The organism is Paraburkholderia lebeckiae (assembly GCF_050436325.1).
GTDB classification, from domain to species: Bacteria; Pseudomonadota; Gammaproteobacteria; order Burkholderiales; family Burkholderiaceae; genus Paraburkholderia; species Paraburkholderia tuberum.
Window position 1 is genome coordinate 2,407,838 of the sequence record NZ_JBNDLZ010000003.1, and the last position, 13,916, is coordinate 2,421,753.

Sequence of the window (13,916 nt, forward strand, 5' to 3'; positions counted from 1 at the left end):
TTCTAGTTCAGGTCGCACGCGACTCGCGCCGCGTATAAACGGTTTCGCCCGCGCGCACGACGCGCGCGCAGAGCGGCCGGCCAATCCAGTAAGCGAGCTCCGCCAGCGAATCGACCGACCACACCGCGAAGTCTGCCGCGCGACCGACCTGCAGCGCACCATGCCGCTCGCTCTTGCCGAGCGCGCGCGCAGCGTGCGTGGTGACGCCTTGCAGCACCTCGGGCACGGTCATGCGAAACAGCGTGCTCGCCATGTTCATCATCAGCAGTAACGAAGTCGCCGGTGACGTGCCCGGGTTGCTGTCGGTCGAGATCGCGATCGGCACCTCGTAGCGCCGCAGCAGTTCGAGCGGCGGCAACTGGGTCTCGCGGATGAAGTAGTACGCGCCCGGCAGCAGCACCGCGACGGTGCCTGCTTCCTTCATCGCGGCGACGCCGGCTTCGTCGAGAAACTCCAGGTGATCCGCCGACAGCGCGCGATGCCGTGCCGCGAGCGCGGTGCCGCCGCCGTTCGACAACTGCTCGGCGTGCATCTTGACCGGCAGCTCGTAGCGCGCGGCCGCGTTGAACACGCGCTCGCTCTGTTCCAGCGAAAATCCGATGCGCTCGCAGAACACATCGACCGCATCGACGAGGCCTTCGTCCGCGAGCGCGGGCAGCATCGTGTTGCAGACTTCGTCGATATACGCGTCCGCTCGGCCCGCGAATTCGGGCGGCAACGCGTGCGCGCCGAGAAACGTCGTATAGACCGTGACCGGATAGCGCTCACCGAGCTGCCGCGCGACGCGCAGCATCTTGCGCTCGCTCGCGAGATCGAGGCCGTAGCCCGATTTGATTTCGATCGCCGTCACGCCTTCGGCGAGCAGCGGTTCGAGCCGCGCGGCCGCTTGCGTGAACAGCGACGCTTCGTCCGCGGCGCGCGTCGCGCGCACCGTCGACACGATGCCGCCGCCCTGTCGCGCGATTTCTTCGTAGCTGACGCCCGCGAGCCGCTGCGCGAATTCGTCGGCGCGCTGGCCGCCGTACACGAGGTGCGTATGGCAATCGATCAGGCCCGGCGTCACCCATGCGCCGCGCAGATCTTCGCGCGGCCATGCGGCATAGGGCGTGGGTAAATCGGCGAAAGCGCCGAGCCACGCGATACGGCCGTCGTCGACCGCAATCGCGGCATCGGCGAGCGTGTGGCGAGGATCGCCCTGCGGGCACAAATTCAGGTGATGCCAGACGGTTTGCTTCATCGCGTGCTCTTTGCCGCTCGTTGCGTGTCTGTGGATGGGTTGTCCGCGATGGAGCGCATGTGAGGCCCTATCACGGTTGATTCATCATCGCGTGTAGCGGATCGTGATCGCGAGCACCGCGCCGTCGCCCGTCAGCGTACAAGTGAGCGCGTTCGGCCCGTCGACGCGCAGCGTGTCGCCGGTGTCGAGCCGCACGGCTTGCGCGTGGTCCGCCGCCAGTCCGACCGTGACCGCGCCGCCCGCGCAAAACAGCAGCGCCACGTCGCCGTCGAGCACGCGCGGCGCATCCTGCTGCGTGCCAGTGCGCCACACGTCCAAGGCGCCCTGCGCCACGTCGCGCCGCACCATCAGGTTGAAGTCGCGCGTCGCCCCGTCGACGAGCCGCGCGTCGATGCGCGTCGCGCCATCGAAGCGCGCGATGTCGAGCGGCTGCCGCAACACATGCGTCGAGGCGACGCCCGCATCGCCCAGCTCATCGAGCAGCATGCCCGCGCCAGACAGCAACACCAGCGTCCGGTCGACGCCGTCGAAGCGCGAGAACGGCCCCGCCTGCGCAACCTCGGCGACGCTCACGCGCCACACGAAGTCGGCGCTCACCGCGCGCTGCCCGCCGCCGTGCGACGGAAACGCCGCGACCTCACGCGTGACGCCGCCGCCGTTTTTCCACGGCGCCGCCACGAGATCGGCGCCGCGAATCAGCGTGACGCCTGCCATGCCGCCCGCATGGTTGGCCATGGTCACGATCAGCGGCCCAGCATCGGCAGATTGAGGCCCGCCTCGCGCGCCGTCTGCTGCGCGAGTTCATAGCCCGCATCGGCGTGTCGCATCACGCCGGTGGCCGGATCGTTCAACAGCACGCGGCCGAGGCGCTGGTGCGCGGCTTGCGTGCCGTCCGCGACGATCACGACGCCCGCGTGCTGCGAGAAGCCCATGCCGACGCCGCCGCCGTGATGCAACGACACCCACGACGCACCGCCCGCCGTGTTCAGCAGCGCGTTCAGCAACGGCCAGTCGCTGACCGCGTCCGAGCTGTCCTTCATCGATTCGGTTTCACGGTTCGGGCTCGCGACCGAACCGGTATCGAGGTGATCGCGGCCGATCACGATCGGCGCCTTCAGCTCGCCGTTCCTGACCATTTCGTTGAACGCCTGGCCGAGACGATAGCGATCCTTCACGCCGACCCAGCAGATCCGCGCCGGCAGACCCTGGAACGCGATGCGCTCGCGCGCCATGTCGAGCCAGTTGTGCAGATGCGGATCGTCGGGAATCAGTTCCTTCACCTTCGCATCGGTCTTGTAGATGTCCTCGGGATCGCCCGACAGCGCGACCCAGCGAAACGGGCCCTTGCCTTCGCAGAACAGCGGCCGGATATACGCCGGCACGAAGCCCGGGAAATCGAACGCGTTTTCCACGCCCATTTCGAGCGCCATCTGGCGGATGTTGTTGCCGTAGTCGAGCGTTGCCGCGCCGCGTTCCTGCAGCGTCAGCATCGCCTGCACCTGCCTGGCCATCGACTGCTTGGCCGGCGTAACGATGCTTTCCGGCGCGGTCTTCATGCGCTCGCGCCAGTCTCCGACCGTCCAGCCCTGCGGCAGGTAGCCGTGAATCGGATCGTGCGCGCTTGTCTGGTCAGTCACGCAGTCCGGCGTGATGCCGCGCGCGACGCACTCGGCGAACACGTCGGCGGCATTGCCGAGCAGACCGACCGAGATCGGCTTGCCGGCGCGCTTCGCTTCATCGAGCATCGCGAGCGCCTCGTCGAGCGTCTTCGCTTTCTTGTCGACGTAGCGCGTCTTCAGACGGAAGTCGATGCGCGTCTCGTCGCATTCGACCGCGATCATCGAGAAGCCCGCCATCGTCGCCGCGAGCGGCTGCGCGCCGCCCATGCCGCCGAGACCGCCGGTCAGAATCCAGCGGCCCTTCGGGTCACCGTTGAAGTGCTGGTTCGCGACGGCGAAGAAGGTCTCGTAGGTGCCCTGGACGATGCCCTGGCTGCCGATGTAGATCCAGCTGCCCGCGGTCATCTGGCCGTACATCATCAGGCCCTTGCGGTCGAGTTCGTGGAAGTGTTCCCACGTTGCCCAATGAGGCACGAGGTTCGAGTTCGCGAGCAGCACGCGCGGCGCGTCCGCATGGGTGCGGAACACGCCGACCGGCTTGCCCGACTGAATCAGCAGCGTTTCGTCTTCGTTCAGGTCCTTCAGCGACGCGAGGATCTGATCGAAGCAATCCCAATTGCGCGCGGCGCGGCCAATGCCGCCGTACACGACGAGCGCGTGCGGGTGCTCGGCGACTTCGGGGTCCAGATTATTCTGGATCATCCGGTACGCGGCTTCCGCGATCCAGGTCTTGCAGGTCTTTTCCGCGCCGTGCGGTGCGCGGATCGTGCGAGTCGGATCAAGACGCGGATCGATGTGTTTAGGATTGTTCATGGTGTCCCTAATAATGCGTGAAGATGTTCGATAAAGATTCGGCGAAGACGAAAAAGCGAATTCAGAAATGCCCCGTGAAGCGGTAACGGGTGCCCGGATGCCACAGATTCGCGATCGAGGCGACCTCGCCTTGCGACCACGTGCGCCGGTGCAGCACGAGACACGGCTCGCGTTCACTCATGTTCAACAGCTCGCGCGTGATCTCGTCGGCGGCGAGCGCCTCGATGCGGTACTCGACGCGCTGCAGCGGCGCGACGCGCACGAGGTACTGGTTGGGCGTGGTGTTCGTGAAGTCCTGCAGCGCGTATTCGGGTGCGACGGCCGGATTGACCCAGCGTTCCTCGAGCTGCACCGGCTCCTCGTTTTCGAAATGCAGCAGGCGCGAATGAAACACGGGGCCGCCCGCGCTCACCTGCATCTCTTCGGCGAGCGCCGCATCGGCGATGCTGGCGCCGATGTTCAGCACCTTCGCCTGATAGCGATGACCGCGCGCAACGATTTCATCGGAGATGCTGCGGATCGCCACCAGGGTCGACTCGTACTTGGGACGGGCGACGAAAGTGCCCGAGCCTTGTACACGTGTCAGCACCTGCTCCGAGGTCAACTCGCGCAACGCGCGGTTGACCGTCATGCGCGCGACGCTGAACTCGCGTGCAAGCTCGTTTTCGGAGGGCACCTGGTCGCCTTCGGCCCACTCGCCCGCATGAATGCGCGCGAGGATGAAGTCCTTGATGCCCTGATAAGCGGGTGCGTTCATGGGTGTGGTCCGCGCTCTCGACGACTCATCGTTCCGACGCGAACGAGAACGGGCTCAGCTTCGCGACCGCGCCGGCCTGCACGAGCTTCGTAACCGCCGCGATGTCCGGCGCGAAGTAGTGATCGAGCTCGTAGTGCGCAACGTCCTTGCGCACGAGGTCCATCACCTTCTGCAGGCTCGGGCTGGTCTTGTGCGGCGCGCGCAGATCGACGCCCTGGGCGGCAGCGAGCAGTTCGATCGACAGGATGTTCGCGGTGTTGTCGGCGATATCGCCGAGCTTGCGCGCGGCGAACGTCGCCATCGACACATGGTCTTCCTGGTTCGCGGACGTAGGCAGCGAATCGACCGAAGCCGGATGCGCGAGCGTCTTGTTTTCCGACGCGAGCGCGGCGGCCGTCACGTGCGCGATCATGAAGCCGGAGTTCACGCCGCCATCCTTGACGAGGAACGGCGGCAGGCCCGACAGCGTCGCGTCGATCAGCAGTGCGATGCGGCGTTCGGCGAGCGCGCCGATTTCCGCCACGGCGAGCGCCAGGTTGTCGGCCGCGAACGCGACCGGCTCGGCGTGGAAGTTGCCGCCCGACAGCACTTCGCCGGTGTCCGGGAAAATCAGCGGATTGTCGGAGACCGCGTTCGCTTCCATCAGCAGCGTTTCGGCGGCATTGCGCATCTGGTCGAGACACGCGCCCATCACCTGCGGCTGGCAGCGCAAGCTGTACGGGTCCTGCACCTTGTCACAGTCGGCGTGCGACACGTTGATCGCCGAGCCCTGCAGCAGCGAGCGATAAGCCGCGGCCGCGTCGATCTGGCCTCGATGGCCGCGCAGCTCGTGGATGCGTTCATCGAACGGCTTGACCGAACCCATCGCCGCGTCGACCGACAGCGCGCCGGCGACGAGCGCCGTGCGGTACAGGTCTTCGATCGCGAACATGTTGTACAGCGCGAGCGCGGTCGAAGCCTGGGTGCCGTTCAGCAGCGCGAGACCCTCCTTCGCCTGCAGCGTCAGCGGCTTCAGACCGACGAGCGCGAGGCCTTCGGTGGCCGGCATGCGCTCGCCCTTCGCGAACACTTCGCCGACGCCGAGCAGGGTCGCCGACATATGCGCGAGCGGCGCGAGGTCGCCCGACGCGCCGACCGAGCCCTTGACCGGGATCACCGGCAGCACGTCGGCGTTGAACAGCGCGATCAGCGCCTCCATCACTTCGCGGCGGATGCCCGAGTGGCCGCGGCCGAGGCTCGACAGCTTCAGCGCGATCAACAGACGCACGACCGGACGCGACATCGGCTCGCCGACGCCGACCGCGTGCGACAGCACCAGATTGCGTTGCAGCAGTTCGAGCTGATCGCGCGGAATGTGCGTGCTGGCGAGGCGGCCGAAGCCGGTATTGATGCCATAAGCCGGCTCGCCCCTGGCGGTGATGTCGGCCACGGCCTGCGCGCACGCGTCGATGGCGGCGTGGCTCGCGGGATCGAGTTCAAGGGTGAGCTGCTCACGCGCGATCTGGCGCAGTTGCGGGAGGGTCAGGTAGCCGGGCTTCAGAATCATGGTTGTCGTCCTGTCTATACAAGTTCAAATTAGTCTAGCCGGCGGGCCTTGTATATACAACTCATTTTTCGAGATTTCGTGCCTGGGAATTTCCATTATTTGGCACGTGGCTCGGCGGGAGCGCGGCGGGGTTGGCGGCAGGTCGTAGGCGGCGGGTCCTGGACGCATGGGTCGGCGTGGCGCCGTGATTTAGCCCGCAGTTGTATATACACTTTCGCGGCGCGGGCCGCCATCTGGCCAACCAAAATTGGCGCGCTCTCGCTGGCGGGAAGCCGGACACGCCGGCTCCGCCGATATCTGGGTTATAGGACAGAAGGCCCTGCGACGCGGATCAGAGCTTGACCCGCGCCGCGATGAAATCCAGAAAGCACTGCACGCGCCCAGCGAGCGAAGCGCTTTGGTAGTACACCGCATGCACCGGCTGCCGTTCATCGACGAGCAGGTTGCCGAGAATCGGCACGAGGCGGTTTTCGCGCACGTCGCCGGCGGTCATGAAGTCGGCCAGACAGGCGACGCCCCAGCCGGAGAGAGCCAGTCGCCGCAAGGTTTCGCCGCTCGACGCGGTGATCGACGGTTCGATCTTCAGCAGCGCGGCTTCGTCCCGCTGCCCCTTGGCGCGCTTCGTTCCCCTGCCCCCTTCCCGCAACGGCCAGCGATTCAAATGCTCCGGCGCCGTAAAGCCGATCAGCCGATGCGCTTTCAGCGCGTCGAGCGTGGTCGGCTCGCCGTGCTCTGCCAGATACGCCGGGCTCGCGAGCACGCGCAGCCTGCTCTCGCCGAGCGCGCGCGCATGCAGCGTCGAATCCTGCAGCGCGCCGATGCGAATCGCGATGTCGACCTTCTGTTCGAGCAGATCGACGATCCGCTCGTTGCTGGTCAATTCGAGCCGGATCTCCGGATACAGCGCTGAAAAGGCGGTCATATGCGGCGCCACGCAATGCAGCATGAACGGCGACGCCGCATCGACGCGCAAGCGCCCCGACGGCCGTTGCCGGCCGCGCGCGACCGACTCCTCGGCCTCTTCGAGCGCGTCGAGGATCGCGCGGGCGCGCCGCAGGAACGCGTCTCCTTCCTCGGTCAGATGCAGCCGCCGCGTCGTGCGCCGCACGAGCGCGGTGTCGAGCTTGTGCTCGAGGCGCGTGAGCGCGCGGCTCACGCCGGACACGGTCTGCCCCAGCTTCTCGGCCGCCGCGGTAATCGAGCCGCTGTCGATCACGGTGACGAACACCAGCAATTCGTCGGTGGAGGTTTTCATTGTTGATTTCAGATCAAGATTGATTTGAGACTAACACGCTTTTTGCGAGAATCCGCGCGAGCGATACTGCGTGCCGGTCTGACATTTCCCTCAGGAGAACGTCTTGAAGATTTTCGTTACTGGCGCAAGCGGTTTTATCGGCGGCTCGATCGCGGCGTATCTGGCGCGCGCCGGCCATCAGGTGCGCGGGCTGATCCGCCAACCCGAACACAGCGCCGGGTTGCAGCGGCTCGGCATCGAGCCCGTGCCCGGCACGCTCGACGACCGCGCGTTGCTGATCGCCGAAGCGCAAGCGGCCGACGCGGTGATTAACGCCGCGAGCAGCGATCACGAAGGCGCGGTACGCGCGCTGATCGACGGACTCGCCGGTTCGGGCAAGGTGTTCTTGCACACGAGCGGGTCGAGCATCGTCGGCGATGCGTCGGGCGGCGAAGCGGGTGAAGCACGCATCTATTACGAAGACGCGCTGCCCACACCGACCGCCGACAAGGCCGCGCGCGTCGCGATCGATCAACTGGTGCTCGACGCCGCGCAACGCAACGTGCGCTCGGCCGTGCTGTGCAACACGCTGATTTACGGTCACGGCGCGGTGGCCGGCAGCGCGAGCGTGCAGTTGCCGCGACTCGTGCGCCAGGCGCAGAAAAGCGGCGTCGTGCGTCATGTAGGCAGCGGCGGCAACGTCTGGTCGAACGTGCATATCGACGACGTCGCCGAACTGTATCGCCTCGCACTCGATAAAACCCCTGCCGGCACGTTCTATTTCGTCGAAAGCGGCGAAGCGTCGTTCCGCGACATGAGCGCCGCGATCGCACGCGCGATGAAGCTCGGCGCGCCGCGGGACTGGCCGCTCGAAGACGCGAAACAGGAATGGGGCTACGAAATGGCCTCGTACGGTCTTGGCTCGAACAGCCGCGTGCGCGGCGAACGCGCGCGCAAACTGCTCGGCTGGCAACCGCGTCGCACGTCGGTGATCGAATGGATCGTACGCGACATGATGGGGCCGCAAAGCACCGTTTGACGCGGCTTTGCGCGCCGCGCGACGTAAGCTGTGTAAGCGCGGTCGTTGCGAATCCGTAAGCTCCTTTCGCTAGAATCGCGGGCACCTGACGGTGCGATTCCACCGTCGCACACACGCCCCGATTCGACCGATGAGCTTTGCGCTGAACTTCGACTGGCTGACCAACCTGATGGCGATTCTGTTCGTCGTCGCGTGTCTGTACGACACGCGCTACGACGAATACGGCGTGCTGACGCTCGCCGCCGCGGCGATGAGCCTCATCGTGATGGCGATGGAAATGTTCCTCAGACCCGCCTTCGAGATGGCGCTGTAGCGAGCTGATGCAGCGCTCGTGCAGCACGGAGGCGGCGCGCCAGCTAGCGCGGCGCGCGCCCCTCGCCCCCTTCGTCGACCCGCTTCACCGCTTCACACCGTGTACGAACCGCACGCCGGGCAAGCCGCGCGCGCGTGGTCGTCGTAACGGTCGTGATGCCTGACCCAGTCGGTCAGATTACTGTTCTCGTTGCGGCCTTTCGGCGCGATGTCCAGAAGCGCGTAGGTGTTCACGAAGCGCTCGTCGCCGCGTGCGTAGCATGAGTACGTGTGATACACGTCGCCGTTTGCGTCCTTGTAGAACACGCTGTGGCCGTGCTGTTCGTCGATGCCGACGTCCTGCTCGGTGAAGTTGTAGAACGCCTTTTTACTCGCCAGCTGCTCCGGCGTGAACGACACGTGGTAGTCGAAATTGAAATCGCTGCCGCTCGACGACACCCACGGAAAGGTCCAACCCATGCGCCGTTTGAACGCGTCGATCTTCTCGAGCGGCGCGTGCGATACCGTCACATAGCTGACGTCGTGATGGACCAGATGCGTGAGAATGCCGCTCATATGGTCCGACAGAAACGAGCAGCCGACGCACCCCTCCTCCCAGTCCGGGCCCAGCATGAAGTGATAAACGATCAGTTGGCTGCGGCCGTCGAACAGCTCCGCGAGCGTCTTGCGGCCTTCCGGCGTATCGAACGTATAAACCTTGTCGACCTTGACCCACGGCAATTCGCGGCGCTTGCGCGCGAGTTCGTCGCCGGCGCGCATATGCGCTTTTTCGTCGGCGAGCAGCGCGCGGCTCGCGGCAAGCCACTCTTCCCGGCTGCCGATGCGATGTTGCGGTTCCATCTGCGTCTCCTTTCCTGCGGATGCAGGGCTTGACCTCAAGGTTAAGGTTTAGAGACGCTGACGTGAAAGTCAAGGAGCCGCAACGAAACTCAGATCGCCCAGCCGCCGACATAAAACCCGACCAGCACGACTGCGATCGCCACGGTCCCGACATTGAGCTTGCGATACTCGCCGCTGACGACGCGTCCGATCACGAGCGTCGCGAAGCCGAGCATGATGCCGGTCACGATGTTCGCGGTCAGCACGATGAACACCGCACACACGAGCCCCGCCATCGCGTCGACCATGTCGTCCATATGCAGCTTGCTGACGTTCGACAGCATCAGCAGCCCCACGTACATCAGCGCGGGCGCGGTCGCATACGAAGGCACCAGCGCGGCGAGCGGCGAGAAGAACATCACGACGAGAAACAGCAGACCGACGACCGCCGCCGCCATCCCGGTCTTCGCGCCCGCCGCGACGCCGACCGTCGACTCGATATACGCGGCCGCCGGCGCGCCGCCGAGCAGGCCCGAGAAGATCGAGCTCAGCGAATCGGCGGTCAGCGCGCGGCCGCCGTTGATGATGCGGCCGTTCTCGTCGAGCTGCCCCGCCTGGCCCGCGACCGCGCGGATCGTGCCGGTCGCGTCGAACACGGCGGTCATCACGAGCGCGAGCACGCTCGGCAGCACCGCCATCGACAGCGCGCCCTTCACGTCCATCGCGCCGATTAGCGACGCATGACCCGGCGCACTCAACGACGGCACCGCGAAGATGCCGTGAAACGCCACGGCCGGATCGATCGCGAGCCCGATCGCCGAGATCGCGACGATCACGATCAGGATCGAGCCCGGCACCCGGCGTCGCACGAGCCCGACGATCGCGGCGAGTCCCGCCACCGACATCAGCGCCGGCAACGCCGTAATATTGCCGAGCGACACCGGCAGCCCGGCGCCCGGATTCTTGACCACGAGCCCGACGTCGTTCGCGGCGATCAGCAGCAGGAACAGGCCGATGCCGATCCCGGTGCCGTGCGCGATGCCGACAGGCAGGTTGCGCAAAATCCACGAGCGCACGCCGGTCACCGAAATCGTCGTGAACACGACGCCCATCAGGAACACCGCGCCGAGCGCAACGGTTGGATGCAGGCCCTTGCCGAGCACGAGGCCGAACGCGGTGAACGCGGTCAGCGAGATCGCGCAGCCGATCGCGATCGGCAGACGCGCCCACACGCCCATCAGCAGCGAGCCGAACGCCGTGGTCAGACACACGGCGACGAACACCGCGCTGGTATCGAAGCCCGCCTTGCCGAACATGCCGGGCACGACGAACACGGAATAGACCATCGCGAGGAAGGTCGTGATGCCCGCGACGATCTCCTGGCGCTGCGTGCTGCCGCGCGCTGAAATGTCGAAGTAGCGGTCGAGAAAGCCCTTGCCGCGGAATGATTCGGTGTCGAAGGATTCGCTCGCGACGTCGGAATTCGCGAGGGCCTGGGGTTCCATCATGATGAGTGCCTCCTTTATCAGCGCGCTGAAACGGCCGCTAGAGCGGCCGTCATCAGGTTCGTCTCGTGGATTTGTTGGTGTGGGTAACGCTTTTCTGAGTCGAAATGTAGGTGAAGCGAGCTATGTGTCCAATCGCATGAATGGCATGCCGGACATGTCGCGCGACTTATATCTTTTGCGCGACGGTCGCTCGCGCGAGCGCTGCGCGCGTTTACACCTACGGCACACGAGCAGCCACGAAACGCGCCGATCCCACCTCGGCGATCGCGTTCCAGGCACGCGGCGTGCATCCATATAACGACAGTGCATCGGCGAAACCGCCCGCAACGCAACCGGCGAAAGGCTGCCCGCGCGGCAGCGCAGGTTAAACTCTGGGCCGTACCCCATCCAACCGCGGCGGCTCATCGCGCCCGTCCGCACCTGCCCGTGGAGTTTTTCCTGATGACTGGCGGTTTTCCGCGCCCCGCCGGGCGCCTGCCGATTGTCCCGTTTGGACCGCTTGGATCGCTTCGCCCGCTCGATTCGCCTGATTCGCTCGATGTGCTTCGACTGTTCCGCTGGCTGTGCGCCGTGGTCGCGCTGTTCGCGCTCGCCGCGCTGTCCGGCTGCAGCAGCCTGCTTTGGGGTACGCACCAGGCGCCGATCGTCGAGGCGACGGTGATGCCTGTCGAGCCGGCAAGCGCGCCGGTCGCCGCGTCCGCGTCCGAGCCGGTCGAGAGCGAGGCGAACGAGGGGCCCGAGGAGCCGAAGAAACCGAAGAAGCCGGTCGTGAAGCCGCACAAGGTCGAACCGCCGCCGCCCGTCGTCGTGCCGGCTCCGCCGCCGCCGCCGCCGCCGCCCCCGCTGATCGTGCTGCGCACGATCGAGCGCAGCGACGCGCACGCGCTGCTCGACAGCCAGGTGCAGAAGCCCGACGGCAAGGTGGTCGGCCGCGCGGTCGACTTGATCGCCGACGCGGCCGGCAAGCCGCGCGAAATGGTCGTCAATCTGCAGGGCTTTCTCGGCGTCGGAGCATCCGCCCCAATAGCCGAAGCTCAGTGACACGGATGGTCCGCCCCACCAGGCGGGCCAGCCGTAGTACGGATACGCGACGGGGTAATACGCAGGCGCGACGAAGACGGGCGCGGCTGGTGCGATATAGGTGTTCGTCGATGCAGTTACATCTGACGCGGCCGCACTGGTCGCAGCTGCGTCGGTCATCGAGAAAGGATATTGCTGCTGCGGCGCTGCCGCCGGCACTTCGCCGTACGGAACGTAGCCGTAGGGCATGTAGTAGTAGCAACCGGACAAAGCTGCGGACAGGACCACCACCGCAACGACGCCGCCCGCGCGCGACGTTGCATCCAGCGTCTTCATGACCAGCTCCCGGGTCTGATGCGACGTAACCTGCGCCGCGCCTTTAATACAGTTAGCTTACTTCAGCAAGCAGGATGCCTAGCGTCGCGGGTTCATGCGCATCTGGTTGCGGCCGCCGGGAACGGTCGCGAAACTTTCCTTAACGCTAAAGGGGCCTCAGACGTTCGAGTGAGCTATGCTCCTATTGGACTTCAACGCTGAGAACATTGCGCAACAAGTATTGTTTCGTCAAAGCCGACCAATCCAAAACCGTGGCGAGGACCTGTTGCGTACTTCCCGAGATTCAGACAAAAGGCTTCAAATCGCTGCAGGACAACCAGAAGGTAAGCTTTGACCTGAAGCAAGGCCCGAAGGGTAAGCGGGCGGCAAAAATTTATCCGAGCTGACACCTGAGCGCAACTCGCTGACACGCAAAAGAATGGCCCGCCTCGGCGGACCATTCTTTCTTCAGCTATGTGCCGTGACACGGTCTCCCCGGGTGTGTTGGTCCCGGCGCGAGACTGGTAACAGACGTGGGCGGACATGACGTGCGTCCCAACGACCGACCACCGCACACGAGAGCTGGGCTTGTCCGGTCGAGGCCAGGTCGCATGTGTGGCTAGGCGCGTTAGCTCGCCGCGCCGCGCGACCACGGGTTCAACGTTCCTTCAAATTATTGCTTCGCAGCTTTTGCTGCTTTCTCGACTGCCTCGTCAGCCGCTTCGGTCACCTCCGATGCGGCTTTTGTTGCAGCGTCCAGGTTACTTTGCGCGACTTCGACTGCCTGCTTCGTGGCCTTTTGCACGCTTTCCTGAGTGGTGTCGGCCAGCGTAATAGCTTGTTTCAGAAATGCGATTGTGGCTTCGGAGCCGACCGGGGCGTTTTGCGCGAGATTCTCGACGAACGATTGAACCTGGCGGCTGACCTCCTGGTACCGCGCATTGACGACCTCTGCCAGCTGCGTTTGCGTGGTCGAGGCAATCTCCGCAACCTGACGTTCGTACTTCAGGACCTTCTCCGCCGAGTGCAGCGCCAGCGCGTCTTGCAGACCGGTAACTTCCTGTCGGTCCATTTTCGCCAGCCCGTCCTGCTCGCGTTGCTGCCAATCGGCAAGCGTCGTTCTCGCCGTATCCAGATTCAGTCTGACGAGCTTTTCCTCGCCCTCCAGCATTCTGCTGGCCAGGCCAAAAAAGAAGTCAAGATTGGCTTGCTGGACTGTAGCAGCCTGTCTCTGAAAATCAGTCATGTTCGCCTCCAGGAGATGTATGCGCAACGCCCAGCATGTTCGGCAACGGTGACCAACTGATGAAGCGCGTCGTCTGGAAGCTCCCGGGTCGGCTCCATTTTCGACACCGGCTCCGCAGTCGTATTGGTCTCAGCCGCGAGCCCGTACAACGTCCCCAGCGCTGGGCTGCGTAAGGGGTGCTCTGCGGACGTCGACAGATGCAGGAACTGCAAACGACAAAGTTAAATTACAGGACGGTGGCGGTCGGGGCGCCAATTGAATCTGTCTATCCGGGACACCCTTGAAGAAGGGTGTTTTCTCTCTCGGCGCCACCTGCTGGATGCGTCTGCGTCCTTATTACGATGGCGCTTTCGCCGGAGACCATCATCGCGATGGGCGACGAGGTCGTGGAACAGCACGCCGCTCTTTTCCACGCAAGCAGATATTTCGCCAGTGGAACTTCCGGGACCCG

General features: G+C 65.1%; 11 protein-coding genes and 3 pseudogenes. 4 read left to right on the forward strand and 10 right to left on the reverse strand.

The annotated features are described in order from the left end of the window. Positions 1–7: 7 nt before the first annotated feature. From hutI to OKW44_RS28985, 6 genes are all read right to left on the reverse strand, one after another. Positions 8–1,237 carry an imidazolonepropionase gene (gene hutI, locus OKW44_RS28960; RefSeq protein WP_018418554.1) on the reverse strand — a complete coding sequence of 410 codons (1,230 nt, stop codon included), beginning with the start codon at positions 1,235–1,237 and terminating at the stop codon, positions 8–10. An 84-nt stretch (positions 1,238–1,321) separates the two neighbouring features. Beyond that, entirely contained in the window at positions 1,322–1,972 is a 651-nt protein-coding gene (locus OKW44_RS28965) for a HutD/Ves family protein (protein ID WP_018418555.1), read from the reverse strand. An 8-nt stretch (positions 1,973–1,980) separates the two neighbouring features. After that, positions 1,981–3,669 carry a urocanate hydratase gene (hutU, locus tag OKW44_RS28970; RefSeq protein ID WP_018418556.1) on the reverse strand — a complete coding sequence of 563 codons (1,689 nt, stop codon included), beginning with the start codon at positions 3,667–3,669 and terminating at the stop codon, positions 1,981–1,983. 61 nt (positions 3,670–3,730) lie between these two features. Beyond that, positions 3,731–4,426, reverse strand: coding sequence for a histidine utilization transcriptional repressor HutC (hutC, locus tag OKW44_RS28975; RefSeq protein ID WP_018418557.1), 696 nt, complete (start codon positions 4,424–4,426; stop codon positions 3,731–3,733). A gap of 25 nt (positions 4,427–4,451) precedes the next feature. Beyond that, the gene (hutH, locus tag OKW44_RS28980) at positions 4,452–5,972 is read right to left on the reverse strand and encodes a histidine ammonia-lyase (RefSeq protein WP_018418558.1); all 1,521 of its coding nucleotides are present in this window, start codon (positions 5,970–5,972) and stop codon (positions 4,452–4,454) included. A gap of 331 nt (positions 5,973–6,303) precedes the next feature. Then, positions 6,304–7,227 (reverse strand): LysR family transcriptional regulator, encoded by a 924-nt coding sequence (locus OKW44_RS28985; protein ID WP_018418559.1) that lies wholly within the window; start codon positions 7,225–7,227, stop codon positions 6,304–6,306. Positions 7,228–7,330: 103 nt separating this feature from the next. Here OKW44_RS28985 and OKW44_RS28990 point away from each other — a divergent pair, with 103 nt between their 5' ends. Together OKW44_RS28990 and OKW44_RS28995 are read left to right on the forward strand one after the other, a co-directional pair. Beyond that, on the forward strand, positions 7,331–8,245 hold the full coding sequence (locus OKW44_RS28990; RefSeq protein WP_018418560.1) for an NAD-dependent epimerase/dehydratase family protein: 915 nt from the start codon (positions 7,331–7,333) through the stop codon (positions 8,243–8,245). A gap of 130 nt (positions 8,246–8,375) precedes the next feature. Continuing rightward, a complete protein-coding gene (locus OKW44_RS28995; protein WP_018418561.1) occupies positions 8,376–8,558 on the forward strand; it encodes a hypothetical protein in 183 nt (60 codons plus the stop codon). Between the two features lie 92 nt (positions 8,559–8,650). On the opposite strand, the gene OKW44_RS29000 is transcribed toward OKW44_RS28995, so the two are convergent. Then, a complete protein-coding gene (locus tag OKW44_RS29000; RefSeq protein ID WP_018418562.1) occupies positions 8,651–9,397 on the reverse strand; it encodes a DUF899 domain-containing protein in 747 nt (248 codons plus the stop codon). A gap of 89 nt (positions 9,398–9,486) precedes the next feature. Further along, entirely contained in the window at positions 9,487–10,881 is a 1,395-nt protein-coding gene (locus OKW44_RS29005; RefSeq protein ID WP_409259207.1) for an NCS2 family permease, read from the reverse strand. 444 nt (positions 10,882–11,325) lie between these two features. On the opposite strand from OKW44_RS29005, the pseudogene OKW44_RS29010 reads away from it, so the two are divergent. Further along, positions 11,326–11,895, forward strand: a pseudogene (locus OKW44_RS29010) (PRC-barrel domain containing protein); the annotation flags it as partial. Here OKW44_RS29010 and OKW44_RS29015 read toward each other — a convergent pair. Beyond that, a pseudogene (locus OKW44_RS29015) lies at positions 11,896–12,240 on the reverse strand (hypothetical protein); the annotation flags it as partial. It lies immediately after the preceding pseudogene. Between the two features lie 278 nt (positions 12,241–12,518). Between OKW44_RS29015 and OKW44_RS29020 the strand changes: the two are divergent. Further along, a pseudogene (locus OKW44_RS29020) lies at positions 12,519–12,626 on the forward strand (cold shock domain-containing protein); the annotation flags it as partial. 266 nt (positions 12,627–12,892) lie between these two features. Here OKW44_RS29020 and phaP read toward each other — a convergent pair. Next, positions 12,893–13,465 carry a TIGR01841 family phasin gene (gene phaP / locus OKW44_RS29025; protein WP_018419027.1) on the reverse strand — a complete coding sequence of 191 codons (573 nt, stop codon included), beginning with the start codon at positions 13,463–13,465 and terminating at the stop codon, positions 12,893–12,895. Positions 13,466–13,916 lie beyond the last annotated feature (451 nt).

Coding starts and splice junctions, on each gene's coding strand:
- hutI (WP_018418554.1), bottom strand. CDS start 1,237: ATGAAGCAAACCGTCTGGCATCACCTGAATTTGTGCCCGCAGGGCGAT.
- OKW44_RS28965 (WP_018418555.1), bottom strand. CDS start 1,972: ATGGCCAACCATGCGGGCGGCATGGCAGGCGTCACGCTGATTCGCGGC.
- hutU (WP_018418556.1), bottom strand. CDS start 3,669: ATGAACAATCCTAAACACATCGATCCGCGTCTTGATCCGACTCGCACG.
- hutC (WP_018418557.1), bottom strand. CDS start 4,426: ATGAACGCACCCGCTTATCAGGGCATCAAGGACTTCATCCTCGCGCGC.
- hutH (WP_018418558.1), bottom strand. CDS start 5,972: ATGATTCTGAAGCCCGGCTACCTGACCCTCCCGCAACTGCGCCAGATC.
- OKW44_RS28985 (WP_018418559.1), bottom strand. CDS start 7,227: ATGAAAACCTCCACCGACGAATTGCTGGTGTTCGTCACCGTGATCGAC.
- OKW44_RS28995 (WP_018418561.1), top strand. CDS start 8,376: ATGAGCTTTGCGCTGAACTTCGACTGGCTGACCAACCTGATGGCGATT.
- OKW44_RS29000 (WP_018418562.1), bottom strand. CDS start 9,397: ATGGAACCGCAACATCGCATCGGCAGCCGGGAAGAGTGGCTTGCCGCG.
- OKW44_RS29005 (WP_409259207.1), bottom strand. CDS start 10,881: ATGGAACCCCAGGCCCTCGCGAATTCCGACGTCGCGAGCGAATCCTTC.
- phaP (WP_018419027.1), bottom strand. CDS start 13,465: ATGACTGATTTTCAGAGACAGGCTGCTACAGTCCAGCAAGCCAATCTT.